This is a genomic window from Burkholderia sp. AU4i (assembly GCF_000466765.1).
In the GTDB taxonomy this organism is placed as follows: Bacteria; Pseudomonadota; Gammaproteobacteria; order Burkholderiales; family Burkholderiaceae; genus Burkholderia; species Burkholderia cepacia.
In genome coordinates this window covers 1-24839 of record NZ_ASSI01000007.1, presented here as the reverse complement: position 1 = coordinate 24839, position 24839 = coordinate 1, and the positions used below count along the sequence as shown (strand labels likewise).

Sequence of the window (24839 nt, the reverse complement as noted above, 5' to 3'; positions counted from 1 at the left end):
CAGCGCGCGGCGGATCTCGTCGGCGGGCGGCGATGCCCAGCGTTCCTGCTCGAGCACGTCGACCTGCGCGGCGTTCTTCTGCACGACCAGCTGGTTTTTCGCGACCTGCTCGGGCACGCCGACGGACGGCACCTCGATCAGGAACGCCGGGTTGGCCGGTGCGGTGCGCAGCGGCGCTGCCGCGTCGGCCGGGCTGAGCGTGTAGAACCGCGCGGGCGGCGAGCTGCACGCGGCGAGCGCGAGGGCGGCGGCAACCGCCGCAGCACCGCTCGCGAAACCGTTCACGCGGGTCATCATTGTTGATCTCCTGGCTTGCCCTTGAGCAGCGATTCGGGGTGACGCTCGAGGTAGTCGGCGAGCGCGTTCAGCGATTGCAGCGTGCGCGTGAGTTCCTTCAGCGCGCCGCGCACGTCGGACTGCAGCGGCGAATCCTGCTGCAGCGTCGCTTCGGCGGTCGAGAAGGTCTGCTTCGCCGCCGACAGCGTGTCGCGCGCTTCCGGCGCGACCTGCGTGTCGAGCTGCTTGAACAGCTTGTCGGCGTTCGCGAGCGCGCTGTTCAGGTTCGCGCCGATCTGGTCGAACGGCACCTTGTCGAGCTTCTTCGCGATGTCGGCGACCTGCAGCTGCAGCTCGTCGAGCGTGTTCGGCACGGTCGGCAGCTCGAGCGGCTGGCGTGCCGTGTCGATCTTCACGGCCGGTGCCTTCGGGAAGAAGTCGAGCGCGACGTACAGCTGGCTCGTCAGCAGGTTGCCCGTGCGCAACTGGCCGCGCAGCCCGTGCTGGACGAGCCGCTCGACGATCTCGCGGCGGGCCGGTTCGCCCTTGCTCTCGATCGTTTCGCGGAAGCGCCGGCCGAGGCGTTCCGGATAGATGTTCATCGTCACCGGCATCAGGAAGTTCTTCGTCTTCGGATCGAAGTCGATACCGATGTTCGTCACTTCGCCGAGCACGATGCCGCGGAAGTCGACCGTCGCGCCGACGGCGAGCCCGCGCAGCGACTGGTTGAAGTTCATCACGACCTGCAGCGGCTGGCCGTCCGGGTCGCGCATCGCGTCGCCCTCGTCGGACGCGAGGCGGAACGTCGTGTTGTTCGGCGCGGTCGTGCCGGAGCCCTGGTTCGGCGGCGTCTGGAACGCGATGCCGCCGAGGATCACCGTCGCGAGCGACTGCGTGTTCAGCTTCAGGCCGCTCGAATCGAGCCGCAGATCGACGCCGCTCGCCTGCCACCAGCGCGAGTTGATGCCGACGTACTGGTCGTACGGCGCGTTGACGAACACGTTGAACGTGACGCCCGTGCCGTCCTTGTCGAGCGAGAAACCGACCACCTGGCCGACCTGCACGCGGCGGTAGTAGACCGGCGAGCCGATGTCGACCGAGCCGAGCGAATCGCCGCGCAGCACGTACTGCGTGCCTTTCTGGTCGCCGGTGACGGCCGGTGGCGTCTCGAGGCCCGTGAAATCGGTCAGCGTGTCCTGGCCGCGGCCGGCGTCGACGCCGATGTACGCGCCCGACAGCAGCGTGCCGAGCCCCGACACGCCGGTCGCGCCGACGCGCGGCCGCACGATCCAGAAGCGCGAGCCCTTGACCGCGAAGTCCTCGGCTTCCTTCTTGAGCTGCACCTGGACGAGCACGCGCGACAGGTCTTTCGACAGCTTGATCGTCTTGACCATGCCGATCTCGACGTCCTTGTACTTGACCTGGGTCTTGCCGGGCTCGAGCCCTTCGGCGCTGTGGAAGCTGATCGTGATTTCCGGGCCGCGTTCGCGCACGGACTTGATCACGAGGCCGATGCCGATCAGCGCGGCGATCAGCGGCACGAGCCAGACGAGCGACGGCAGCCAGCCGCTTTTCGTCGAGATCGTCGGATCGGGCGGCCGGGGCGCGTCGTGCTGCGGGCCTTGTGGACTATTCATGGTGATTCCCTGAGGTTTCGACTGGATCCCAGATCAGGCGGGGATCGAACTGCATCGACGCGAGCATCGTCAGGATCACGACCGAACCGAACGCGAGCGCGCCGGGGCCGGCCGTGATGACGGCGAGCGAACGGAAATGGACGAGCGCGACGGTCAGCGTCACGACGAAGATGTCGAGCATCGACCAGCGGCCGATGCGCTCGACGATCCGGAACAGCCGCGTGCGCTGCTGCGGCCGCCACGCGGTGCGGCGCTGCGCGCTGATCACGAGGATCAGCAGCACGCCGAGCTTGAGCATCGGCACGAGGATGCTCGCGACGAACACGACGACGGCGAGCGGCCAGTCGCCCGACACCCAGAAATAGATGACGCCGCTCATGATCGTGTCTTCCTGCGAGCCGACGATCGACGCGGTGCGCATGATCGGCAGCAGGTTCGCCGGAATGTACAGGATCGCGGCCGCGAGCAGCAGCGCCCACGTGCGCATCAGGCTGTTCGGCGTGCGGAAATGGAGCGCGCTGCCGCAGCGCGCGCAATGCGCGTGCGGATGGTCGAGCGTCTGCACGAGCCCGCACGTGTGGCAGCTGACGTAGCCCTCGCGGGCGGCGGTCGGGATCGTCATCGGCGGGCGGCTTCCGGCAGCGGGGCGGCGTCGGGCTGCCCGGGCGAGCGCCCGGCGCGCAGGTCGTCGGCGATGTCCCACAGCGTGCGCGGATCGAACATCAGCACCACGGCGATCATCAGCGTGAGCGCGGCGAACGCGAACAGCGCGGCGTCGGGCACGACGCGCGCGAGGCTCACCATCTTGACGATCGTGACGAGGATCCCGAGCATGAACACCTCGATCATCCCCCACGGCCGCACCAGCTCGATCGCGCGCAGCACGAGGTTGAAACCGGGCGGCACGACGCCGCGGCGGATCGGCAGCAGCAGGTACAGCAGCGCGGACATCTCGACGAGCGGGAACAGCACGGTCGAGCAGAACACCATCACGCCGACGATCGCCATGTCCTGGCGCCACAGCGAGTCGATCGCGCCGATCAGCGTGGTCTGCACGCGGTTGCCGTTCACGTCCATTTCGAGGATCGGGAACGCCTGGGCAATCGTGAACGTGATCAGTGCCGCGAGCGCGAGCGCGCAGATCCGCTCGATCTGCGCCGCGCTGTTGCGATAAAGCAGCGCGTCGCAGCGCGGGCAACGCGCGATTTCGCGGCCGCTCAGGCGCGGTTTGTGCAACAGTGCGTCGCACTCGTGACAGGCAATCAGGTCGTATCGTTGCATGGAAAAGGCAGTTGTGCGACGGCCGGGGACACGCGTCGACGGGGCCGGAACCCGCGCCAATCTTACCAAAAGGGCCTTTTCGGCGTGTCAAGGATCGTGCGGTTTGTGACCGGCCGGTAACATGGCGGGAAGCTGTCGGCCGGCTGACATGCCTGTCCTCAGAGTCCGCGCGCGTCAAAAGGTTGCGGTAGCATGGCGCCCTTGACAAGCGTCGGACGAATGGCCGGCGCGGCTGTTCGCTGAACTGAGGAATCCAGGATGGTATCGAAATCGCCGCCGGCCGTGCCGGCACGTTATGCGCATACCGCGATCGCGCTGCACTGGCTGATCGCGCTGCTGATCATCTGCGGCTTCGCGCTCGGCTGGGTGATGACCGACATCCCCGGCTTCACGCCGACCAAGCTGAAGTACTTCTCGTGGCACAAGTGGATCGGCGTGACGGTGTTCGCGCTGGCGGTCATCCGCGTGCTGTGGCGGGCGACGCACGTGCCGCCGCCGCTGCCGGCCGACACGCCGGCGTGGCAGCGCGCGGTATCGCACGGCGTGCACATGCTGCTGTACGTGCTGATGATCGTGATCCCCGTGACGGGCTACCTGTACAGCTCGGCCTCGAACATCCCGGTCGTCTATCTCGGCATCGTGCCGCTGCCGCGCCTGATCGACCCCGATCCGGTGCTGAAGGAAACCTTCAAGACGCTCCACGTGTCGTTGAATTACATTCTGCTTGCGCTCGTCGCGATGCACGTGCTCGCGGCGCTCAAGCACCAGTTGTTGGACCGCGACGGCCTGCTGTCGCGGATGCTTCCCTCCGCCAAATGAAGGATCCCATGAAAGTGTCTTTCTCCCGCTCCATGCTGACCGCGTTCGCCGCGGTGTCACTTGTCGCGTCGGGCGCGGCGCACGCCGATGTCGATCTCGCGAAGAGCAAGGTGTCCGCCGTGTCGAAGCAGATGAACGTGCCGACCGAAGGCGCGTTCAAGAAGTTTTCCGCGCAGGTGAAGTTCGATCCGGCGAAGGCCGCGCAGGGCAGCGCCCAGATGACGATCGACGTCGCGAGTTATGACCTCGGCGACAAGATGTACAACGACCAGGTCGCCGGCAAGGACTGGTTCGACGCGAAGGCTTTCCCGCAGGCGACGTTCGTGTCGTCGGCGATCGCACCGGCCGGCGGCAACAAGTACAACGTGACCGGCAAGCTGACGATCAAGGGCAAGGCCGAAACCGTCACGGTGCCCGTCACGGTCACGCAGAACGGCGCGACGCAGACGTTCGACGGCGTGCTGCCGATCAAGCGTTCGGCCTTCAACGTCGGCACCGGCGAATGGAAGGACACGTCGGTCGTCGCGGACGAAGTGCAGATCAAGTTCCATCTCGTCGCCACGAAGTAAGCGGCGAACCATCGCATCACCCGAATGCCGCGCGAGGGCGCGGCGCCGTTCCAAGGAGAAAGAGTTGAAAAAGCATCTGATGATCGCCGCGGGCGCACTGGCTGCCACGCTGTCGTTCTCGGCATTCGCCGACAGCGCAACCTACCAGTTTGATCCGTCCCACACGTACCCGAGCTTCGAGGCCGACCACTTCGGCGGCCTGTCGGTCTGGCGCGGCAAGTTCGACAAGTCGAGCGGCACCGTGACGCTCGATCGCGCGGCGAAGACGGGTACGGTCGACGTGACGACCGACATCGCGTCGATCCACACCGGCAGCGCGAAGCTCGACGAGCATCTGCAGACGAACGAATTCTTCGACGTCGCGAAGTTCCCGCAGGCGAACTACAAGGGCACGATCAAGTTCGACGGCGACAAGCCGGTGTCGGTGGTCGGCAACCTGACGCTGCATGGCGTCACGAAGCCGGTGACGCTGAAGATCGACTCGTTCAAGTGCATGCCGCATCCGATGCTCAAGCGTGAAGTGTGCGGCGTCGACGCGGTCGGCGAATTCAGCCGCGACGATTTCGGCCTCGACTACGGCAAGCAGTACGGCTTCAAGATGAAGACGAAGCTGCTGATCACGGCCGAAGCCGTCAAGCAGCAGTAATCCCGCCAGCCGGGCCGACCGCCGCGCCGGCCCGGTGCGCGCCAACCGCCGCGTTCCCGTTCCACGGGCGCGGCGGTTTTTTTTGTTTGACGATGACTCCAGCCCGGCACTTCGCTGGACTGCGCCCAGGCCCGCTACAGCAGGTTTATCAAGGACTTAGGCGCGTCCATCATATGCCGGTGCTTTCCGAAACTTGACCCGGCTTCCGGTCGCGTGGCTCCCATGTGGCTCTTGGAAACCGAGGTTTCCGAGGAGTCATCATGGCAAGAATCAAACTCACCAAATCCGCTGTCGATGCCGCCAAGCCCCAGGCGCAGGCCATCGAACTGCGGGACACCGTGGTGCCCGGCTTCCTGTGCAAGATCACCCCGGCCGGCCGCAAGGTGTTCATGCTCCAGTACCGGACGAACGCCGGCGAGCGCCGCAAGCCGGCCCTGGGCCAGTACGGCGAACTGACCGTCGAGCAGGCCCGTGTCATGGCGCAGGAGTGGCTGGCCGAGGTGCGCCGGGGCGGCGACCCCAGCGCGGCTAAGGCCGCCGCCCGCAAGGCACAGACCATGAAGGAGTATTGCCACACCTTCATGGAGGACTACTCCAAGCAGCGCAACAAGCCCAGCACGCAGCGCGGCTATCAGGGCGTCATCGACCGCTGCATCATCCCGATCATGGGGCGGATGAAGGTGCAGGACGTGAAGCGCCCGGACGTGGCCGCGCTGATGAAGAAGCTGGCCCACAAGCCGGCCGAGGCCAACCGCACCTTCGGCGTGCTGCGCAAGATGTTCAACCTGGCCGAAGTGTGGGGGCTGCGTCCGGACGGCACAAACCCGTGCCGCCACGTCCCGATGTTTCCGCCCGGCAAGGAAACCCGGCTCATCGTGGACGATGAACTGGTGCGGATCTTCCGTCACCTGGAGCACTTGGAAGCCGAGGGACTGGAGAACTACGTCATCCCGCTGGCGATCCGCCTGCAATTCGAGTTTGCCGCCCGCCGCTCCGAAATCTGCCCGCTCGAATGGGGCTGGGTTGATCTGGAAAAGCGCCGCGTCGTCTGGCCCGACAGCAAGACCGGCGGCATTTCCAAACCCATGAGCGAGGAAGCCTATCGGCTGCTTTCGACGGCGCCGCGCCGGGAGGGCTCCCCCTACGTCCTGCCGTCGCCCAACGACCCGGCCCGGCATCTGACGCATGGCGAACACTATGGCGGCTGGAAGCGCGTGCTCAAGGCCGCCGGCGTGCCGCATGTCGGCACGCACGGCATCCGCCATCGAGCGACGACCGACATTGCCAACTCAGGCGTGCCAACCAAAGTGGGCATGAAGCTCACAGGTCACAAGACCGTTGCGATGTTTATGCACTACGTACATACCGAGGACAAGCCGGTGCGAGATGCCGCCGAGCTGGTGGCGAATCGGCGGCTGGCGATTACCGGGGCGTCCCGTTCTGTGGAGGTGACAGCATGACAAGGAAGACGCCCGCAGCAGTGGGGAATCCGCCGCCTTACCGGGGCTGGATATGCTGGCATCCAGGGCGGCATCGTGGAACTGCTGGATGCCGCGCGCCAAGCAGCGGCGGGCAGTGTCAATGCGCTGATGACGACCAGCTATTGGGAGATTGGCCGCCGGATCGTGCAAGCCGAGCAGAAAGGCAGGCGGCGGGCTGGTTACGGCGAGCAGTTGATGGCGCGGTTGTCCGCCGGTCTGACGGCGCGCTTTGGGCGCGGGTTCAGCCCGGACAACCTGGAAAACATGCGGCGCTTCTTTGCCGCTTACCCCCTTGAGGCAATTTCCGAGACGCTGTCTCGGAAATTTGACCTCTCCGAACTGGCCCTGGTCTTCAGGTTGCTGTGGTCGGCCTATGTCCGGCTGCTGGCGGTCAAGGATGACCATACCCGTCGGTTTTACGAGGCCGAGGCGCCGCGCGGTGCGCGGTGCGCCAGCTCGAAGGCAGATCGGCAGCCACTTCTATGAGCGCACCGCCAAAGCCTGACGATGCAATCAAGAGCTCGTATGAGTTGGAGTCACTGAACCGCAAGGACGAATATTCGGAATCTGATATTAAACAGCAGTCGACCAGCGGATGGTGGATTTCTCCCGGAGCTTGGCAAAGGCTGCACCTTTGCCGACGACAGCGTCGATTGCGTATCGGCCGGACATGGTGCCGGGTGGGTCTCTACCGGCACCACTCGATCAAACCCTTCTTTACCCAGAAGTGACAGGAACATGCCCGATGCTGGTGGATGGAGGGCGACATGGTTGGTCGCCCCCAGAAGTCTGTTTCGACAGACCACCGGGGTCGTCGATCCGGGTTAAGGGAAAGTGATATCTGCACGCCACAACCGCCGGGGCAGCTCATGCAAGCCCACTTCTTGACGCCGGTGTCGATGACCAGCCACAGCTCTCCCGGCGGCACGGCATTATTGCCCGGATGCTGCGCGACCGGGTAAACGAGCAGGTTGTACTGCAGCCACCCGAGCCGGCGCAGCGCTCGCGCGATAAGTCGCTTCATGGTCATCCGATCACCCCAAGAAATGGGTTGACATCGCCGCGTCCCCAGCTCGCCTGGCTGGCACAAACCGGGCAAGACGCCAAGGGTCGGCAGGTCATGGTGCGATCCTCTACGCGGTCAAAGCGGCGAATCCTGTTGTGCGACATGCCCGCAGGACCGCGAAAACCGGTCAGTCCCTGAATGAGTTCATCGACGGCCGCGCAGGCGATGGCCGTAGTGAACGTGACCACCGCAGGCGCCGGGTCGCCGCCGCCGTCCACATAGGCTTCCGCCTTACGCCGCTCGAACTCGGCCGGGTCGCTGCGCCGGAGTCCTTCGGCCGCAGCGCGGCGCGGATCGGCTACTCCCAGACACATGAGACAAGGTTTGCCGGGCCCAATCGTCGACACGCGCCCCGTCATGTCGAAGTCCGCGCCGCTGCGTGCCGCGCGCATGCGCAGGCCCACATCGATCAGCGGGATGCCGTAGTAGTGCGCCAGGCGGTTGAGCGTCAGCCGCCCCTGATGGTCGTCGGTACAGCCGAAAAGCACGTCGCAGGAGCGCAGCAGATCGCGCAGATCAGGATGGCCGACCCACTCCTCTTTGGTGACGACCTGGGTGCCGAGACCCGCGGCGCGAATCTCGCGCGCGAGGATGTCCACCTTGGCCAAGCCGGCGTCCACATCTGCGGTGCGCGAGCCATGCACGCGGTTGAGATTGGTGACATCAATGGTGTCTTTGTCCATCAGCCCCAGAAAGCCGACGCCCAGCCGCGCCAATAGCATCGCGACAGCACTGCCCGTGCCGCCGCCCCCTACGACACCCACCCGCAGCCCGCGCACGACTGGATTGAACCCTTGGCCGAAGAGCGCGGCCTGCCGCGCCAGGAATTGATCTTCGTCAGCCGCAGCCACCTTGCGCGCGATCTTGATCTGGCTTCCTACCAGCGAGATCGAGGATGCCATGACCGTCTTGCCGGGGGCAGTCCAGAGCCTGCCCGCGATGGCGTCATCGCGGCCGAACACCATGCTGGCTAGGCCGGAAACGCCCTTGTTGAATGTCGTCCGGGCCAGCTCCGACTCGTTTCGGTCATCCTGGTCGGAGAAGAACGCTGCCGCGTTCGGATGCGTGTGTACCAGGCCCGCAACCAAGCCCCGTTCTTTCGCGATGCCGAGAATGCGCATGAAGCCTCGGGTGGACCATGTGACATGGACAGGCGATGCGGAGACCATTTCATCGGCCGCGACGGGGATGACTTCGTGCGAGATCAATCTGGTGCGAGGCACTCCCGACCAGGGGTCTGCCGAGATGTCAGCCTTGCCGAACAGCACGTAGGCGGACGCCTCGGCACCGTTTTCCCTTTGCAGCAGCAAGCGCAGGGCCGCCTCGTGCGGCTCCAGCAGGACGATGTCCAGAGCGGCCGGCGACATCACTTCGCCTCCGCCAGGGCGTGCTCGATGCGCTTGAGCATAGTGTGCAGGCCGTCGATGCCCGGGCGCCACGCTGTGTTGTGGCGCGACCAGCGCTGCCAGCTGCGGCCCTGGAACGCGTGGGCCTGGTCAGCGCAGGTCGGGTAGCGCCCAACGCTTTGCAGCGTCAGCCACGGGTCGCAATAGAACATGTCCGGCGCAACATCGGGATAGCCCGGCGGCAGGAGAACGAGCACATCGGCCGTGGCGTGGTTGAGCTTTCCGGAGGGCAGCGGCAACTGCTTGAAGATGACGCCCGTGTGCGCACCGTCGCTCACCATCTCGAAAGCCACGCCATGGCTGCTCAGATAGCGCTGGTCCGCTTCGGGCAGCGTGAGCAGCCCCTCAGTGGTGTCACGGATCAGCGTGATGAAGCGCTCGATGCCCGGCTTACCCAGATCGATCAGGTCACCGTCGCGGATCAGAATGTCCTGGCCCCCGCCACGCACTTCGAGATAGACGTCGTAGGTCTCTGGTGGGACACCGGCCAGCGCCTTGAGCACGCGGCCGCTGATGCTGGGCTTGCCCCACTCCAGTTGCCGGTCATCGATCGTGAACTTGAACGCGCGATCAGTCTGGAAGATGACGAAACGTTCCGCACCGCGGCCGCGCAGATCGTAGGTTTCGTCCAGACGCAGGTCCTCGAACTCGCCAGAGGTCAAAATCGCATAAATGCTGTACTCATCGGCCGGGCGCGATCCGGCGGCCTGAAGGATCTGGCGCCCGGTCGGCACCGGATCGGAGAGATCGACGTGACGTTCGTGGAGCTGGTCGTCCAGGACGACGATCCGGTAGAGCGCCGCTGGCCGCAGGCTGCGGCCTTCGCGGATCGCCGCAGCAACATCTTCGACATCGAAGCGGTCATCACCGCTGGTGGTCTGGGTTTGCATTTGATTGCCTCATAGGGAGAGCCGTCATCTGCGGGATTGCAGGTTTTCTAGCCCCTTACTTGGTCAATCGCAGCCCAGCGGCAGACCGGAAAGGTCGATCAAAGTTTTTCTTGTACCCACCCCCCTCCGGGCAACTCGCCGCAGAGGAAGAAGTGCGGGCAGCGCGGACAGCTACGAGCCTCGGGCTTAGAGGGGAACTGCCCGGCCTGCATTGCCTGAAGAAAGGTCTGCAGCTTCTCGCGCCTGGATTCCAGCTTGCGCGACGTGATTTCCATCGGCTGGATGGTTTCGCTGGTAAGGTAGGTCACCTCGACCTGCGCATGTGGTCCATAAGCCTGGACGGCGGCGAGTTGGAGAATTGTGTACTCAATATCATCGAAGGCGTTCGAGCGCTGCTTGCCCGTCATGACGCGCCGCACCGTGACCCGGCCACCGGCTCCGTGAGCTACACCATCCGGGGTTACGAGGATCTCGCCCTCGGCCCAACCCAGCGAGATCGGTGGCGCCGGCGCGGCCACGTCACGATTCCGGCTCTCGATGAGGAAATCGACGAGCCGCTTGCCGATGCGGCGGTAGTCCTCCGCATATCCATGCTCTGTCGCACCCTTGGAGCACCAGGCCTCCTCGAAGCATGCAGCCAGCTCGTCGACCGTGGGACTTGTCGTCTCGTGCTCCCGTTTCAACCAATCGAACACGTCGCTCACGACGTTGTGCATCTTCATGAATGCGGTTTCAGTTCGTCGACCTCCAAGCCTCAGCACGTGCGTGTACAAGAAGCGGCGCGGGCACCGCTCGAAGAGGTTGACCTGGATGTCGGTCCATTGGGGACGCCCTTGCCATGTGATGGCGAGCGGGGTGCCCGTCGATGTCGAGCCGGCTTGCAACGGCACCGGTACCGGACGAACAAGGAGTCGGTCGATCGGGGCGATAAACTTGGAGGCGCTACGCGTACGACCATCTGCCTGCCTGGCGTAGGCATACAGCTGCAGCCTATCGCGCGCTCGCGAAAGCGCTACGAAGAACAAGCACTCTTCTTCCTCGTCGTGGCCGGCCTTCACCGCCTCGATGCCGGTCAGTCCCTCCGAACCATGGATCAGACCGTCCGGAGGAAGACAACGCGGCGGCACGTTGTTGCGCGGTAGGCCGGACGTTACCATGCCAGGTAAATGAACGACATCGAACTCCAGCCCCTTGCTTCCGTGGATGGTCATCAAGCGCACTGCTTCGATGTTCTCGGCACTGCGGGGCAACTGGCTCAATCCACGATCCTCAGAGAGCAGAACTAACCGCCTGACGCGATCAAGCAGGCGAACCACTGGCATGCCTTGGCCTCTTGGCTGCCGGCGACAGAAGTTCAAGAACTGCCAGACAGCCAGACTTTGCATGCGACTCTGCGGATCACCAGCCAAATAAAGCGTCTTCGCGAGTCCGAGACCATCGATCGTCCATCCAGCAAGTAAGAGCCAGGGGTCAGTCGATGCGTTCACACCTGCAAAGAGCGCGGACAGGCGAGATAGCGCTTCTCGACTGCCGTCTGTCAGGCCATCCACTCCGGCGTGTATTGCCAACCAATCCAGCGAAGCTGGATTCGTCGTCCGCAGCGGCTCAATGACCCGCATGACATCCTTCAAGGGCATTTGGTGCCGAGCCATGGTTGCCACGCGCACCATCGCGGCCGCCCGCGGGTCGGTCGCCAGCGAGAGCAAGGCCAGCAGATCCTTGATTTCCGGCCTCTCGAACAAGCTGCCCAAGTGCAGCGCGGGAATGCCCCGGGCCTCAAGACCTTCTGCAATGGCGTTCAGGCGCGCATTGGACGCGCACAGCACCGCCTGGCCACCATAGGCAATGCCCTGCTCGTGCAGGGCCGTGATCGACGCGGCAAGCGCGGAGATTTCATCGTCAGCCGACCCGGCAACGCGAAGCTCAACCCGTTCTCCTGTGGAGCCGCGGTCGGCCAGCAGGTTCAGCGGCAACGCACCGGCGGATGCTTGCATGCCGCGCGCGAACTCGGTGAACACATCGACGATCCGTTCGTCGGAGCGATAGTTGACGCCCAGCTGTGCGGCCTGCGCGCCGGGGAAGTCGATCGCAAAGCGCGCGATGTTCGTCGCAGAGGCGCCGCGGAAGCGGTAGATGGATTGGCGTGCATCGCCGACAACCCACAGGTTGCGGCCGTCGCTGACGATGGCCTTCAGGAGCCGGACCGAGGCGCGGTTGACATCTTGGTATTCATCTACCAGTACATGCTCATGGCGAGCACGCAGGGCATCCCTTACCTCGGCGCTGCCCTCGACAAGACGAACCGGCAGCGCGACCAGGTCACCGAAGTCCAGCAGCTGGCGCGCGGTCAGCAGCCGTTCGTACGCCTCGAAGAGCGTGGCGACCTCCAGGCACTTCTGCGCACGAACCTTCGCGTCCTGGTCGGTCCCTGCTCGATCCGCCATCGACTGCGAGAGGGCGCGATAGCCTGCTGCATCGACAACCTCATCCTTGGCGCGCGAGATCGCGCTCAGCATGTCGCTTAAATCCAGGGCCGGGTCCCAGAGGTTGCGATAGTGCTTCAGGTCGAGCCGCGGAAACTCGTCCTCCAGGAGTTCAATGGCCTCCGTCCGGTCGATCAATCGTGGGTCCGGCGGCAGCGCCAGTCGGTCGTGAAAGCGGCGAACGATGTCCAGCCCGAATGCGTGGAATGTGCCGATCCACATCGCCGCCGCCGCGACAGGATTGCTCGCGGCAATCCTCTCGCACAGTTCATTGGCCGCCTTGTTGGAGAAGGTGAGTACCAGGATCGTGGTGGGATCGACGCCGTCCGCAAGCAACCCTTCGATGCGACGAACAAGCGTCCGCGTCTTGCCCGTACCCGGCCCTGCCTGCAGCTGAAACGCCAAGCCACGATGTGCTGCCGCCTGAGCCTGCGTGGGGTCTGGGGTGAGCGGAGCTGCCACGGCGCCGGCGCCTACGGGGTTCGGCTCTTCGGCCGCTGGCAGCAGCAGTGCATCAAGCAACTGTTGCTGCACCACAGCGAGCGGCGCGCCGAAGCGCATCGCGATCGCGTCGGATGTCAGTCCTTCGTTGACATGCAACTCGCGCAACACAGGACGCGGCAGCAGGAACTCGCGCGCGAAAAGGTCCATCTTCACTTCACGTCGCTCACGCGCCCCGTAGTCAAGGACACGATCGACGCCCACCGGTGCGTCTTCCAGCGATCGGTCGGGCTCGACATCCACCGTCACCACATCGAGCGTGCCACCTTCCAGCACGACATGGCCGAGTTCGTGTGCAATCAAAAACGCGCGCTCGAAGTCTGATCCACGATCCTCGTAGAGGATGCCTCCAGCCTGACAGTCGAACGTGGCTTTGCCTCCCTTAAGCTGTGGGTCTCCTTCTCGCAGCGCGTACACATCCAAGCCGCGATTTGAGGCTTCCTGAAGCGCAAACACTAAAGGCCGGGTCGGATCTCCGCCGGCCGCGACGTTCGCACGGTGCAGGCGTTCTGCTTCCAGTCGAGCGGCCTCGGTGGCGTCCATCGTTCAGTCCGACAGTGCCTTTAGCGTCGCCTGCTGCTCCGGCGTGAGTTGTGAAGTCGCGACAGCTTGGTCGAACGTGATCTGCTCGCCCACACTCGGCTTCACATTTGACCGAAAAGCGTGTCCGGAAACCATGCCCGGTGGCCCCTGCAGGTATGCGTTCACAGATTGAACGGTGACACCCAGTTCTGACGCAAGCTTCTCGACGAATCGGGCAGGAATGGTGGCAGTACGAATGGCCCGATCGCGCACCCGCATGAGGAAGAGGTTACTGACGTCCAGGCTGCGTGCGAGCGACTTGAAGCTGCTCGTATTGAGCTTGGTGAACGGATTCGCAACCTCCGCATCGGGCTGCTGGACAGCCCGCTCGAATCGCTGCCAGGCCTTATCAATCGCGCTGTCCGGCACTTCGGTCGCCGGAACATCGCCTTCTGGCGCCTCATAAAGCAGATCGATCGAACAGTCGATCAGCGCGGTCGCATGCTGCGGGTACTCCCTAATGTAGCGTTCAAGCGTTTCCCGGCCATGGTTGGGCTCCATGGAGAACGCCATCAGCACAGATTCCTCGTCTGCAGCGAAAGGCTTTGACGTACTCATGCGTCCTCCTGCAGAACAGACCTGAGGGTCTTGTAGGCACGGTCGCGGCGATTGCGCACGGTTCTCTCATCGCACTGGAGCATCTTCGCGATAGTCATGATGTTCGGGTCCTTCGAGTCGATCTGGAAGCCTTGCCGTAGCAAGCCAACGACCCGCCTCTGATCGTCTGGTAATGCGTCAATCGCAGCGTCCAACTCCAACCGGAAAGCCGGGTCGTCAATTTTTTGAGGGTCGCCTCCGAGGAAGTCGGCCGCTGCTGCCTCGACCTCCGGTGAAATGTCCTGACCCTCATCGTCATCCGTGGACAGCGGCACTGTAAGGACCGAGGCCGGACCAATCTGCCTCAGCACGGTCTTGCGGAACCGGGCGAATGCTAGGGAAGGTCTGATCAAAGCGCGCTGATGCTCAGATTTCAGCGCCAAGGCGCCTGATCGACCTCGATGTGATCACTTTCTCGCCACTTCTGGCGCTTTTCGACGGGTTTCCCCGTCCAACGGACGGATTTAGCCCGTCGGCTGCAACAGACGTCGCCGCGCCATCCACAGATTCGACAGCGCGAACAGCGTCAGCACCTGCGCCGTGTTCTTCGCCAAGCCGCGATAGCGCACCTTGGTGTAACCGAACTGCCGCTTCACCACCCGGAACGGGTGCTCAACCTTCGCCCGCAGGCTGGCCTTGAAGTGCTCCCAGCGCTCGGTGTACTTGCGCTCGCGCTTGTTCTTCAGCGCTCGCAACTTCGAGGGCTTCTCCGCAATCCAGAACGCAGCCTCCACGCCTTGCAGCTCCTCGCGCTTGTCCGCGCCGGTGTAGCCGCTGTCGCCGCAGATCGTATCTTCCTTGCCGTGCAGCAGCTTGTGCACCTGCGTCACGTCATTCACGTTCGCCGCCGTGCACTCCACGTGGTGCACCAGGCCGGACTCCTCATCCACGCCAATGTGCGCCTTCATCCCGAAGTGCCACTGATTGCCCTTCTTCGTCTGGTGCATCTCCGGATCGCGCTCGCCGTCCCTGTTTTTGGTCGAGCTCGGTGCCGCAATGATCGTCGCATCGACGATCGTGCCGGCCTTCAGGCTCTGGCCCTTACGCGCCAGGTGCGCGTTCACGCGCTCCAGGATCTGCGGCGCAAGCTCGTGCGTCTCCAGCAGCCGGCGGAAGTTGAGGATCGTGGTCTCGTCCGGGATGTTGTCCAGCCCGCCCAGGCGGGCAAAGCGGCGCATCACCGGCATCTCGTACAGCGTCTCTTCCATGCCCGGGTCGCTCAGCGAGTACCACTGCTGCAGGAAGTGGATGCGCAGCATCGTCGCCAAGGGATACGGCTGCCGGCCGCGCTGGCCCATCTTCGGGTAGTGCGGTGCGATCAGCGCCAGCAATGCGTTCCACGGCACCACCTGCTCCATCTCCGCCAGGAAGACCTCGCGCCGCGTCTTCTTGCGCTTGCCCGTGTGTTCCGCGTCCCCGAAGCTCAGCTGCATCGTCGTCATCCGTCGAACCTTGCGCTATTGTCGCCGAAGGGATTTGTTCAGAGCATCCCTAGGTCGAACCGCACTTCAAAGAAATCCAGCATAGCGAAGCGGCCGCTGCAGTCCTTGGCAATTCGCTCAGCGAATCGGCTCATGACCTCTTCTCTGATGTCTTGTGCCCCGGCCATACGAGAGTCCGGGATCGATGCAAACAGAGACTGCCCGACGCGCTTCATGAGCAGTCCGAAAAGCTGCTTGAACTCGTCCTTTGCGCCTGTCGCATGGGCGCGCCGCAGGAAATATGTCAGTGCTTCCGACGGCACATAGCCGTCGCTCTTCCTCGACGCGACGGTGAAGGCCTGCAGGCGTGTCGCGGCATCGATCGACTCCAGCCTCTGCAAACAGGCGTCGATCTCCGGGGGTCGCGCGAACGGCTCCCCGTTTTTATCCTTGCTTCTCAAGGGTTTCGGCATCGATCTTCTCCTTGCCCGTCAGCCCGCTCTATACATGCGTTCTCTTTTCCACCGTCACCGAACACGAATCGGCAAGGACACCTGCGGCTGGATCGGCACGAGGGTTTTGGCATAGGCACGCAAGATGTCGTTGTAGAGATCAGCATGCTTCGGGGCCTCGACCGAGAGGATCAGTGCATAGCGGATCTTCTCGGCACCAGTGGTGGCCCGGCCGCCGCCGTCGCGGGCGTTGTAGTGAATGTCGAAAACGGGGTTCTTGAGGCTGGAGCCGCGGAAGGTCTTGGCTCCGTGCAGCACAGTTTCCCATTTGCCCTGATCCGAACGCCGCTCCTGCTCGGTGGCGAACTTCTTCAAGTCGAAGAAGCCCTTGGTATCCGCGTTGCTCTTGCCATCCTTGATCTTCTCGTCGTTGGGCCGGAAGACGACTTCGAGGCCGGCCTTGGTGTAGGCCGCGGCATCCTGCGGATCGGTGGGTGAGGCATAGCAGAACGTCGCCTTCAGACGCACATTGCCGAGCAGTCCTTCCTTGGGCAGCGGCAGGCTGGCACGCAAGTACTTACTGGGCTTGAGCTCGCCCTGGTAGACCACGCGGGCCACACCATCCGGGCAGGTGATAATGTCGAGGGTGTCCTCAGGAATCTTGCCCCAACCCACTTCGACCGGATCATGCTCGCCAGGATCGGCCGCGTGAACCAGAAGGGCCTTGATGGCGAGTGGCGTCAGATCTCCGCCCAGGATCGCGCGTACGCCGACCGCGCTACGCAGCAGGTACGGAGCCGCGAAGCTGGTACCCAACTGCGGCGTCAGCACCGGCTTCACGTTCGGCGCCAACACATGAAAGTATTTGGCTGCTGGGTTGCCACCGAACGCCATCAGGTCTGGCTTGATAACCCCGGGGCTGCGGCCCGGCCCGATCGCGCTGTAGGGCGCGCGTGCCCAGCCAGCATCGGTGTCGTCGGCCGCGCCGACCGCGAGCGCATTCACGCAATCCGATGGAACCTGTACGCGGTTGTAGCCGAGCTCGCGGTCCCGGTCTCCGTTATTGCCAACGGCCACCGTCATGAGCGTGTCGCCGTCGCTGAGCAACTCGTCGATAACGGACGTCCAAGCGTGAACTTCCCGGTCCTCCACTTCGAGATCTGGGCCCAGGCTCAGGTTGATGAACTCGTAGGACCTCGACAGCAGAACCTGCTCGATGAGACCGAGTGTGCGATACAACTCCAATGGATCTTCGCCGCCCGCCTCCTGGTCCAGCACGCGCAGATGGTCCACCGGGGCGAACGGCCTGCCGGCCGTACCGTTGGGCTGGATCGGACCGAACAGCACGGCCGAGGTCACGCCCAAGCCATGCTCCGGGCCGTCCGGATCATCGTCGGCGTCTTCGTCGAGCTTGCGGTACGAGCGCAGCCAGGGGCCGATCGGATGGTGCTTAGGCAGGCCACCGTCCAGGATGGCGACACGAGGTTCGGATGAAAGGGCCTGTTCGGTGGGGAGGCTGCATCCCACTGAGGGCCCACCACTGCGTTGCAAGGGACGGATACCACGCAGCTTTGGCACGGGACGGATCACCCGCACGAAGGCGAAGCTGGCCAACCGCTCAATGTCGCGCGGCTTGCCCTCGACCGGCACGAACCACAGATTGCCGGCGATGAAATCGACTTCACTGTGGACCTTCACGCCTTCCTGCTGCGCGAACTTCACCAAAGCCTTCTGGATTAGGCCCGGGTCTTCATCCGGTAGCAGATGTAGGCCTACTTCGAAAAAGCGATCCTTCGGGCCGCCGAGGCCCACGATTCGCTCTGCTGGCGCAAAGGCGGCAAACTGTTCGATGTGGGCAAGATCTTCGCCCTCGTCGGATTCCGCCTCAATGGTTTGCGTCCATCGGGAGAGGTTGCGGAAAGCCTGGCGCTTGCCGGCGACAAACAGTTCGGTCGTTGTGGTTTCATGCGGCTGCCCCTTGCGGGTCCAGGCCTGCGGCTTGACCTTGACGGTACGGCTCCCGATGGACTCCAGTCCCGTACTACGCAGCAGTCCTGTCGGAAAATACGAGCGCGCAATGAAGCTGGGATTCATCATCAGCCGGGCTACCGCGAAGTCGCCCGGGCAAGCGTCAGCAGATAGCTCGTCCAGCGCCTTGCTTGCACTGCGGAACTGAGGAACCATTCGCTCCCTCGCCTGCGCGAACGTGTAGACCTCGGCCTTGCCTGGCATGCGCTTCGGACCGACGATGTCATGGGTCAGCAGCTCGCCACGACCGATCAGGAAATTGGTTTGGCTCATGCGTCAGCCTTTCTCCGTTGTGCGGCCTTTCGTACCGCAGACGTCTCATTGGTGTACTTTCGGATCGTGTCCCGGCTCACCCCGGTGATGTCGGAAACAGTGTGCTGGGACAGGCGGGTCTGCTTGGCCAGCATCACTGCCAGATCGATGCGGCCCTGCCTATCGAGCGCCAACGCACGCGCCTTCATGAAGTCTTCGACCAGATCAGCGTCGGTGGTCGTGCCCAGCGCCACGGCACGCCGGAAGCGCTGCACGTCGCGCTCGATGTCGCTGAACGAATGGCCGGCGAATGCAAACACCAGGATGTCGATCCAACGGGCAAAAAGGGCGTAGTCCGGCCCCAGGAATCGCTTGATGGCTTCCTTGACTGCCTGTTCATCGGGCGTCTTGAACTGGACTACCAGGTCGAAGCGTCGCCACAGCGCCGGATCGATCAGTTCCGGGTGGTTGGTGGCCGCCAGCAATACACTGCTGGCAGGCCATTCGTCGACTTCTTGCAGGATCACCGTGACCAGGCGCTTGAGTTCGCCTACGTCGCTGTCATCGCTGCGTCGCTTGGCGATAGCGTCGATTTCGTCCAGCAGCAGCACGCAAGGCTCGCGTTTGGCGAAATCGATGGCCGCCCGCAGATTGGTGCCGCTCTTGCCTAGCAGGCTGCTCATCACGGCTGTCAGGTCGAGCACGTACAGCGGCACCTTCAATTGCGCGGCCAGCCAGCGGGCCGTGAGTGTCTTGCCGACCCCGGGCGGCCCCACAAAGATGGCCGAGCGGGTCGGCGTCAGCCCCATGGCCTGAAGTCGATCGCTCTGCCGGCGCTCGGCGATGAGTTGCCCCAGTGAATCCTCGACATCGCCGGACAGCAGCGGCGCATCTGTCGTCGGTTCGTCCTTGAACACCTTCAGGAGAGAGAGACGGGATTCGTCGTCAACCGGCAAGGCGTGGGCCGTTGGCGGCTGAGGCGACAGCTTGCGCATGGGAGAGACACTGCGTACTGGCTTCGACTTCAGGAACAGTTCGAGCTGCTCGGCCAAGTCGGGCGCCGTCCCTCGGTACTTGCGGACTAGCCGCGCCGTGAACAGGCGCACATCCTCACTCTGCTCGGCCAAAGCCAGGCGGACCATCTGGGCTAAATCTGACTGCTCTTCTCTCATTTCGCCCGCAACCTCGATAACTAATTGATTTATATTGAAAAATAAAAATTCTTCAATGGACTAAAGTAATTATCTCATAAAGCGAGGTCAAGTGGTAAGAGAGGCTGCGGCAGTGGCGGTCACAGCGCCGTCGTCGACTGGCAGGTTTGCCGTCTAGCGTGATCTGCGATTCCACGCCCAGAAGCGCCTGAGCGCCTATGCGCGCCTGGTCGGGCGGGGTGTCGTATGACCGGCCATCAGGGCTTGAGCAAGTCCGGCGGGCAGTCGGCGAACGCCGGCTGGGCCTTGCCCATCGGAATGGTGATGGCTTCATCGCCGCTGAGGATGGCCATCATCATGGCGATCATGGTCCTCAGGCCGTTCGAGTTACGCAGCACCTCCAGGCCAGATGCATGGGGAGCCGTCGAAATCGGCGCCGTCGAGCAGTTCGTTGAACCGTTCGTGCAAGGCCTCCGAGCGCTGGAACATGTGTTCCAGGGGATCGTTGGAATCGGCGTGTTCTGTCTCGGGCATAGCGTCATCGTAAAGGCCACTTTGCGTTCGGGCGTCCCCGGCCATCTGAGCAATGGCCGGTCGCGCTGTCGTGCGCGTAGCGCATCGAGCCTCGCTGCGCGAGTCTCGCCCCTATCTGGCGTCCATCGTTCCCTCGCTCCGCTCGGCTGACGCCTTCGGCCCGGCTTCCAGCTTCGGGCCTGCGCGCTTCGCTTGCGTGCGGTCGGCATACAGGGATGGCCGTTGCCTTGTCCAGCCGTCTCCCCTGACTTCATCACCTTACCCGCGACCGTAGCCCGCTCCCGTGTGCCGTCAAGGCGCGCAGGGCCGTGTCCTCGGCTGCGCCTGCGGGCCGCACCAACCCTGCGCTCGTTTCCTTGACGGCCCCCGTCCGCGCGCTCCTTTGGCCGCGGGCGATGAACTCAGGAAAGACGGTGGCAACGAGGCCAACCGGGTTCCTCGTGCCGACCGCACCGAACAGCCGAAAGGCTGGGCTCCGAATCTAGGAATCCGGTGTGCGGTTTGAACAGCAAACCTTTTTCGTCAGGAGAAATGCCATGCAACTCGCATCCCGATTCGCTTCCCGCTCCCCGTCGCTGCGCAGCGACTACCCGCTGTCCGATGACCAAATCCGCCGCGTAGCTCCGTCCATCTTCGCGGACGCCCCGCACGAAAGCCGTTCCGAGCGGTACGCCTATATCCCAACCGCCGCCGTACTGGCGGAACTGCGCAAGGAAGGGTTCCAGCCCTTCATGGTGGCGCAGACCCGCGTGCGCAACGAGGACCGCCGCGACTTCACCAAGCACATGCTGCGCCTGCGCCACGCCAGCCAGATCAACGGCGCGGAAGCCAATGAAATCGTGCTGTTGAACTCGCATGACGGCACGAGCAGCTATCAGATGCTGGCCGGAATGTTCCGGTTCGTTTGCAGCAATGGCCTTGTCTGCGGCGACACAGTGGCCGATGTGCGCGTGCCGCACAAAGGCGACGTGGCCGGTTCCGTCATCGAAGGCGCTTACGAAGTCTTGCGCGGCTTCGACCACGTGCAGGAATCCCGCGATGCCATGCGCGCCATCACCTTGAACGATGGCGAATCCGAAGTGTTCGCCCGCGCCGCGCTGGCCCTCAAGTACGACGACCCCGACAAGCCCGCGCCCATCACGGAATCACAAATCTTGATGCCGCGCCGCTTTGATGATCGCCGCCCGGACTTGTGGAGCGTGTTCAACCGCACGCAAGAGAACCTGACCCAAGGCGGACTGCGCGGGCGCAGCGCCAACGGACGCCGCCAGCAAACCCGCCCGGTGCAGGGCATCGACCAGAACATCCGCCTCAACCGTGCGCTTTGGCTGCTAGCCGATGGCATGCGCCAGTTGAAAGCCTGAATCCCCACGCGGCAGGGGCAGGCAGCAGCCCTTGCCGCTTCTCTCGCTGCTGCATCCCTAACCGCAAGGAGTTATCACCATGAACGCCGTTACCCAAATCGAAACCCGAGCCATCGAAACCGCCGCGCCGTTGGAAGTGGCCGACCCGACCAAGAACCTGATTTTGGTTCCGCTCTCGCAGTTGCTGCCGCGCCGCTCCAAGCGCAACGCACGCAAGACCCCGCGCCTGTCCATTCCCGAACTGGCCGCGAGCATCGCCCGCATCGGTCTGCTGCAAAACCTCGTCGTCATCCTGTCCGCCGATGGCGAGCAATACGAAGTGGTGGCGGGCGACCGCCGCCTGACCGCGTTGAAGCTGCTGGCGAAGAAGAAGCGCATCGCCGCCGACTTTGAAGTGCCTTGCCTGCTGGTGCCCGACGCTTCGGCCCGTACCGTCAGCCTCGCGGAAAACCTGCTGCGCGAGCAGATGCACCCCGCCGACCAGTTCGAGGCGTTCGCCGCGCTGGTCAAGGAAGGCCGCCCCATCGAAGACATTGCCGCCGACTTCGGCGTGACCCCGCTTGTGGTGCAGCGCCGTCTCAAACTCGCCAACGTCTCGCCGCGCCTGCTGGCCGACTACCGGGGCGGAGCCGTCACGCTGGAACAGTTGATGGCCCTGACCATCACCGACGACCACGCCGCGCAGGAAGCCGCGTTCTACGGTGCGCCCGAATGGCAGCGTGGCGCGTCCGCGTTGCGCGAACGCCTGACCGAGCGCGAAATCGACGCCACGCATCCGCTAGTGCGCTTCGTTGGGCTGGACGCCTACACGGCGGCGGGCGGCGGCATCCGCCGCGACCTGTTCGCGGAAGGCGATGCCGGAACCTACCTGACCGACGCCGCGCTGCTGGAAACGCTGGTGCGCAGCAAGCTGGATGCGCTGGCCGGGAACGTGCGCGCCGAGGGTTGGGCATGGGTGGAAGCCGTGCCGCACATGAGCTACGCCGAGCGGCAGGCGTTCCAGAACGCGCCGCGCCAGCGCCGCGAACCGAGCGCCCGCGAAGCCCGCCGCATCGCATCGCTGCAAACCCGCCTCGACAAGATCGACGCCGAACTGGAAGAAGCCTACGACGCCGAGGACGAGGACAAGACCGAGGCGCTGGAACCGCGCCGCGAACAGGTCGCCGGGGAACTGCAAGCCGTGGAGGAAGCCTTGCGGGGCTACGCCCCGGACGTGCGCGCCGTGGCCGGTGCCATCGTCACCCTCGACCGCGGCGGCGAAGCTGTGATTCATCGCGGGCTGTTGCGCGAAGCCGAAGCCAACGCGCTGCGCACGCTGGAACGCTTGCGGCAGGGTTTCGGCAGCGCGGAAGGCGAAGCCGGGAACGACGACGAAGGCGAGGACGCCGAGCAGCCCAAGGCCGCGAGCCTGTCCGACCGGCTGGCGCAGCGGTTGAGCGCGCACCGCACCGCCGCGCTGCAAATCGAAGTCGCCCGACATCCGCAAGTCGCGCTGGCCGCGCTGGTGCATGGCATGGTGCAGAGCGTCTTGCAGGACAACCACTACGGCCACGACTTGCCGCTGGGCGTGAGCCTGAAAGTGCAAGACCGGCTGGAAGGCATGGCCCCCGACTGGCCCGAATCGCCCGCCGCCGTAGCCCTGCGCGAGTTGCAGCAGGTCGCGGGCGAAGCGCTGCCGCAGGACAGCGCCGAACTGTTCGCCGCGCTGCTGGCGATGGAGCAAGGCGAACTGGTGCGGCTGCTGGCGGTATGCGTGGCGGCGACCGTGGACGTGGTGACGCCTCGCGCCACGGCGCAACAGCCGGGCGCGGAACTGGCGCAGGCCGTGGGGCTAGACATGGCCGCATGGTGGCAGCCCACCGCAGACGGGTATTTCCAGCATGTGCCGAAGGCCGCGATTCTGGAAGCCGTGGGCGAGTTCGCAGCGGAACACGTCACACGGTTGGCAAAGTTGAAGAAGGCCTACATTGCCAGCGAAGCGGAACGGCTGGCCGATGGTATGGGCTGGATGCCCGCCGTGTTCAAGAGCGGACACGACACGGAGCCGCAGGACGGCGCGGAGGACGTGGAAGATGCTGCCGACGTAGTGGAAGCCCACGCGCTCGCCGCCTGACATAGCAGCATAACCCCGGCGCACCGCGCCGGGGTTTCAACGATGCCATCGGATAACGCTGAAAGCCGACGTAGGGTTAGCCAGGTCCTGGTAACGCCGGCGGAACCGCATGAATCCAGCATCCAGGGCTTTCACTATCAAAGAAGTCCACATGGACAGGCCCTAAATCATCCTGAATGACTTGGTAGGCATGGTTGCAATAGACCTGATTGCCACCAAAAACGGAGACTGCCACCCGTTGGATGCCGGTTCCGCGCATCCGTCGCAATAAATGCCGATCGTGCTCCCCGAGTCCCCAGCCGAATAACGTCAATGTGAACCGCTGTGACGTAAGTACCTCCCGGTACACCGTAGAAAGGTAATAACTGTTCTGAATAGAGGAAACTTTCTGCAGCATCGTCCCTTCGCTGACAAACAGCGGCACAACGCGCTCACTGCGCCACTCCGCAAGGATGGCCTCCAGCAAACCTTCCCCAGCGTTGTGAATCTTGAACTCCTGCTCCACTGCAGTTCGGCACAGAGCCAGACTTCCATGCGGATAAAACACCAAGGTGTTAGTCCGTTCCCTATAGGGGGCTCGAAATCTCTGCCAAGCATCGTCGAACATGCCATTCCCCAGGAAGCAATCCTTGAATAGATGTCCGTCCTGAATGTCGAGTCCATAGGTCATCGTCCAATAGACCAGCAAGTCATAGTTCAAGGAAATTACCGTATCGAACCCTCTGAGGAACTGGTACATGCTTGGCAAATGACCACTCACTAGATCATATGCAGGATGCACGTCGCGAACGGCTTGAATCAAACACTCTCTGACATTCAGGTAGGCTTGATGCGTGCGATTGTCTGGTATCTGTAGTGACCTATTGACGTTTGACGCTTGCCAGACCAGTCGAAGGATCAACTCGAAATCGGAGGTTCGGAAAAAGCCAAAGAGTTGCTGTACGTCAGCTCCGAGTAAGCCTGCTCGCTGGGCATGATCCAGCAACGAGCCATAGCCAAAACTCGGTGAAACAGCAATGCTAGCCCCATTGCCCAGCAGAATCGTACCTCGATGGTAATTGGGTGCAACGTGCTCCCACGGCACAACGGGATATGGCATATATGGTTCTCCCTGTTCCTTTGATGACTCGTTGTCGAATAATAGCTGTGACGAGTCATTCTCCGTTGTCACTCTACCTGGGTGTTAAGGCTGTATGGACGTGTCGGCACGATGTGCCGCCGGATCTTCGGGCTGCGCCCCGTGCTACTTTTGCCGTCACGGCTATTCGGCTTCAATCCCTCACGCCTTCG

General features: G+C 63.7%; 24 protein-coding genes. 7 read left to right on the top strand and 17 right to left on the bottom strand.

Annotated elements, in window-relative coordinates:
- The 4 genes from L810_RS00530 to L810_RS00515 all read right to left on the bottom strand — a co-directional run.
- The coding region (locus L810_RS00530; protein WP_042972695.1) for a PqiC family protein at positions 1-297 on the bottom strand (297 nt) is incomplete at its 3' end.
- Positions 294-1913: a PqiB family protein gene (locus tag L810_RS00525; RefSeq protein WP_021156372.1), complete on the bottom strand. Its 1620-nt coding sequence runs from the start codon at positions 1911-1913 to the stop codon at positions 294-296. The genes L810_RS00530 and L810_RS00525, both read right to left, overlap by 4 nt.
- On the bottom strand, positions 1906-2535 hold the full coding sequence (locus L810_RS00520; protein ID WP_021156371.1) for a paraquat-inducible protein A: 630 nt from the start codon (positions 2533-2535) through the stop codon (positions 1906-1908). The genes L810_RS00525 and L810_RS00520 overlap by 8 nt, the downstream gene beginning before the upstream one ends.
- Entirely contained in the window at positions 2532-3194 is a 663-nt protein-coding gene (locus L810_RS00515) for a paraquat-inducible protein A (RefSeq protein ID WP_021156370.1), read from the bottom strand. Before L810_RS00515 ends, L810_RS00520 begins: the two co-directional genes overlap by 4 nt.
- A gap of 258 nt (positions 3195-3452) precedes the next feature.
- Here L810_RS00515 and L810_RS00510 point away from each other — a divergent pair, with 258 nt between their 5' ends.
- The 5 genes from L810_RS00510 (at position 3453) to L810_RS49920 (ending at position 7195) form a co-directional block, all read left to right on the top strand.
- Positions 3453-4013, top strand: coding sequence for a cytochrome b (locus L810_RS00510; RefSeq protein ID WP_021156369.1), 561 nt, complete (start codon positions 3453-3455; stop codon positions 4011-4013).
- An 8-nt stretch (positions 4014-4021) separates the two neighbouring features.
- Complete coding sequence (locus L810_RS00505; protein ID WP_042972699.1) at positions 4022-4582, top strand: YceI family protein; 561 nt, start codon at positions 4022-4024, stop codon at positions 4580-4582.
- Between the two features lie 64 nt (positions 4583-4646).
- On the top strand, positions 4647-5228 hold the full coding sequence (locus L810_RS00500; RefSeq protein WP_021156367.1) for a YceI family protein: 582 nt from the start codon (positions 4647-4649) through the stop codon (positions 5226-5228).
- Between the two features lie 260 nt (positions 5229-5488).
- Positions 5489-6688, top strand: coding sequence for a tyrosine-type recombinase/integrase (locus L810_RS00495; RefSeq protein ID WP_021156366.1), 1200 nt, complete (start codon positions 5489-5491; stop codon positions 6686-6688).
- A 75-nt stretch (positions 6689-6763) separates the two neighbouring features.
- Positions 6764-7195 (top strand): DUF1016 N-terminal domain-containing protein, encoded by a 432-nt coding sequence (locus tag L810_RS49920; protein WP_021156365.1) that lies wholly within the window; start codon positions 6764-6766, stop codon positions 7193-7195.
- A 202-nt stretch (positions 7196-7397) separates the two neighbouring features.
- On the opposite strand, the gene L810_RS48850 is transcribed toward L810_RS49920, so the two are convergent.
- The 12 genes from L810_RS48850 to L810_RS00440 all read right to left on the bottom strand — a co-directional run bounded on the left by L810_RS48850 (position 7398) and on the right by L810_RS00440 (position 20072).
- A complete protein-coding gene (locus L810_RS48850) occupies positions 7398-7580 on the bottom strand; it encodes a DUF6527 family protein (protein ID WP_230626872.1) in 183 nt (60 codons plus the stop codon).
- A 155-nt stretch (positions 7581-7735) separates the two neighbouring features.
- Entirely contained in the window at positions 7736-9142 is a 1407-nt protein-coding gene (locus L810_RS00485; RefSeq protein ID WP_019183999.1) for a ThiF family adenylyltransferase, read from the bottom strand.
- Positions 9142-10071: a multiubiquitin domain-containing protein gene (locus L810_RS00480; protein WP_021156364.1), complete on the bottom strand. Its 930-nt coding sequence runs from the start codon at positions 10069-10071 to the stop codon at positions 9142-9144. Before L810_RS00480 ends, L810_RS00485 begins: the two co-directional genes overlap by 1 nt.
- Positions 10072-10169: 98 nt before the next feature.
- Positions 10170-13598: a UvrD-helicase domain-containing protein gene (locus L810_RS00475; protein ID WP_021156363.1), complete on the bottom strand. Its 3429-nt coding sequence runs from the start codon at positions 13596-13598 to the stop codon at positions 10170-10172.
- A gap of 3 nt (positions 13599-13601) precedes the next feature.
- Positions 13602-14195, bottom strand: coding sequence for a hypothetical protein (locus L810_RS00470; protein ID WP_023082436.1), 594 nt, complete (start codon positions 14193-14195; stop codon positions 13602-13604).
- The gene (locus L810_RS00465; RefSeq protein WP_257008755.1) at positions 14192-14617 is read right to left on the bottom strand and encodes an RNA polymerase sigma factor; all 426 of its coding nucleotides are present in this window, start codon (positions 14615-14617) and stop codon (positions 14192-14194) included. Before L810_RS00465 ends, L810_RS00470 begins: the two co-directional genes overlap by 4 nt.
- A gap of 81 nt (positions 14618-14698) precedes the next feature.
- On the bottom strand, positions 14699-15667 hold the full coding sequence (locus L810_RS00460) for an IS5 family transposase (protein ID WP_042972696.1): 969 nt from the start codon (positions 15665-15667) through the stop codon (positions 14699-14701).
- 47 nt (positions 15668-15714) lie between these two features.
- Complete coding sequence (locus tag L810_RS00455) at positions 15715-16128, bottom strand: hypothetical protein (RefSeq protein ID WP_021156359.1); 414 nt, start codon at positions 16126-16128, stop codon at positions 15715-15717.
- Between the two features lie 54 nt (positions 16129-16182).
- Positions 16183-18408, bottom strand: a complete 2226-nt coding sequence (locus L810_RS00450; RefSeq protein ID WP_021156358.1) for a S8 family peptidase — start codon at positions 18406-18408, stop codon at positions 16183-16185.
- Positions 18405-19559, bottom strand: coding sequence for an AAA family ATPase (locus tag L810_RS00445; protein WP_023082438.1), 1155 nt, complete (start codon positions 19557-19559; stop codon positions 18405-18407). The genes L810_RS00450 and L810_RS00445 overlap by 4 nt, the downstream gene beginning before the upstream one ends.
- Before the next feature lie 236 nt (positions 19560-19795).
- Positions 19796-19906: a hypothetical protein gene (locus L810_RS49690; RefSeq protein WP_371264243.1), complete on the bottom strand. Its 111-nt coding sequence runs from the start codon at positions 19904-19906 to the stop codon at positions 19796-19798.
- 19 nt (positions 19907-19925) lie between these two features.
- Positions 19926-20072, bottom strand: coding sequence for a hypothetical protein (locus L810_RS00440; protein ID WP_021156355.1), 147 nt, complete (start codon positions 20070-20072; stop codon positions 19926-19928).
- A gap of 536 nt (positions 20073-20608) precedes the next feature.
- Between L810_RS00440 and L810_RS00435 the strand changes: the two genes are divergently transcribed.
- Positions 20609-21436, top strand: a complete 828-nt coding sequence (locus L810_RS00435; protein WP_023123964.1) for a DUF932 domain-containing protein — start codon at positions 20609-20611, stop codon at positions 21434-21436.
- Positions 21437-21515: 79 nt separating this feature from the next.
- Entirely contained in the window at positions 21516-23549 is a 2034-nt protein-coding gene (locus L810_RS00430; protein WP_021156353.1) for a ParB/RepB/Spo0J family partition protein, read from the top strand.
- Between the two features lie 76 nt (positions 23550-23625).
- On the opposite strand, the gene L810_RS00425 is transcribed toward L810_RS00430, so the two are convergent.
- Complete coding sequence (locus tag L810_RS00425; protein WP_023123965.1) at positions 23626-24648, bottom strand: DUF4917 family protein; 1023 nt, start codon at positions 24646-24648, stop codon at positions 23626-23628.
- Positions 24649-24839 lie beyond the last annotated feature (191 nt).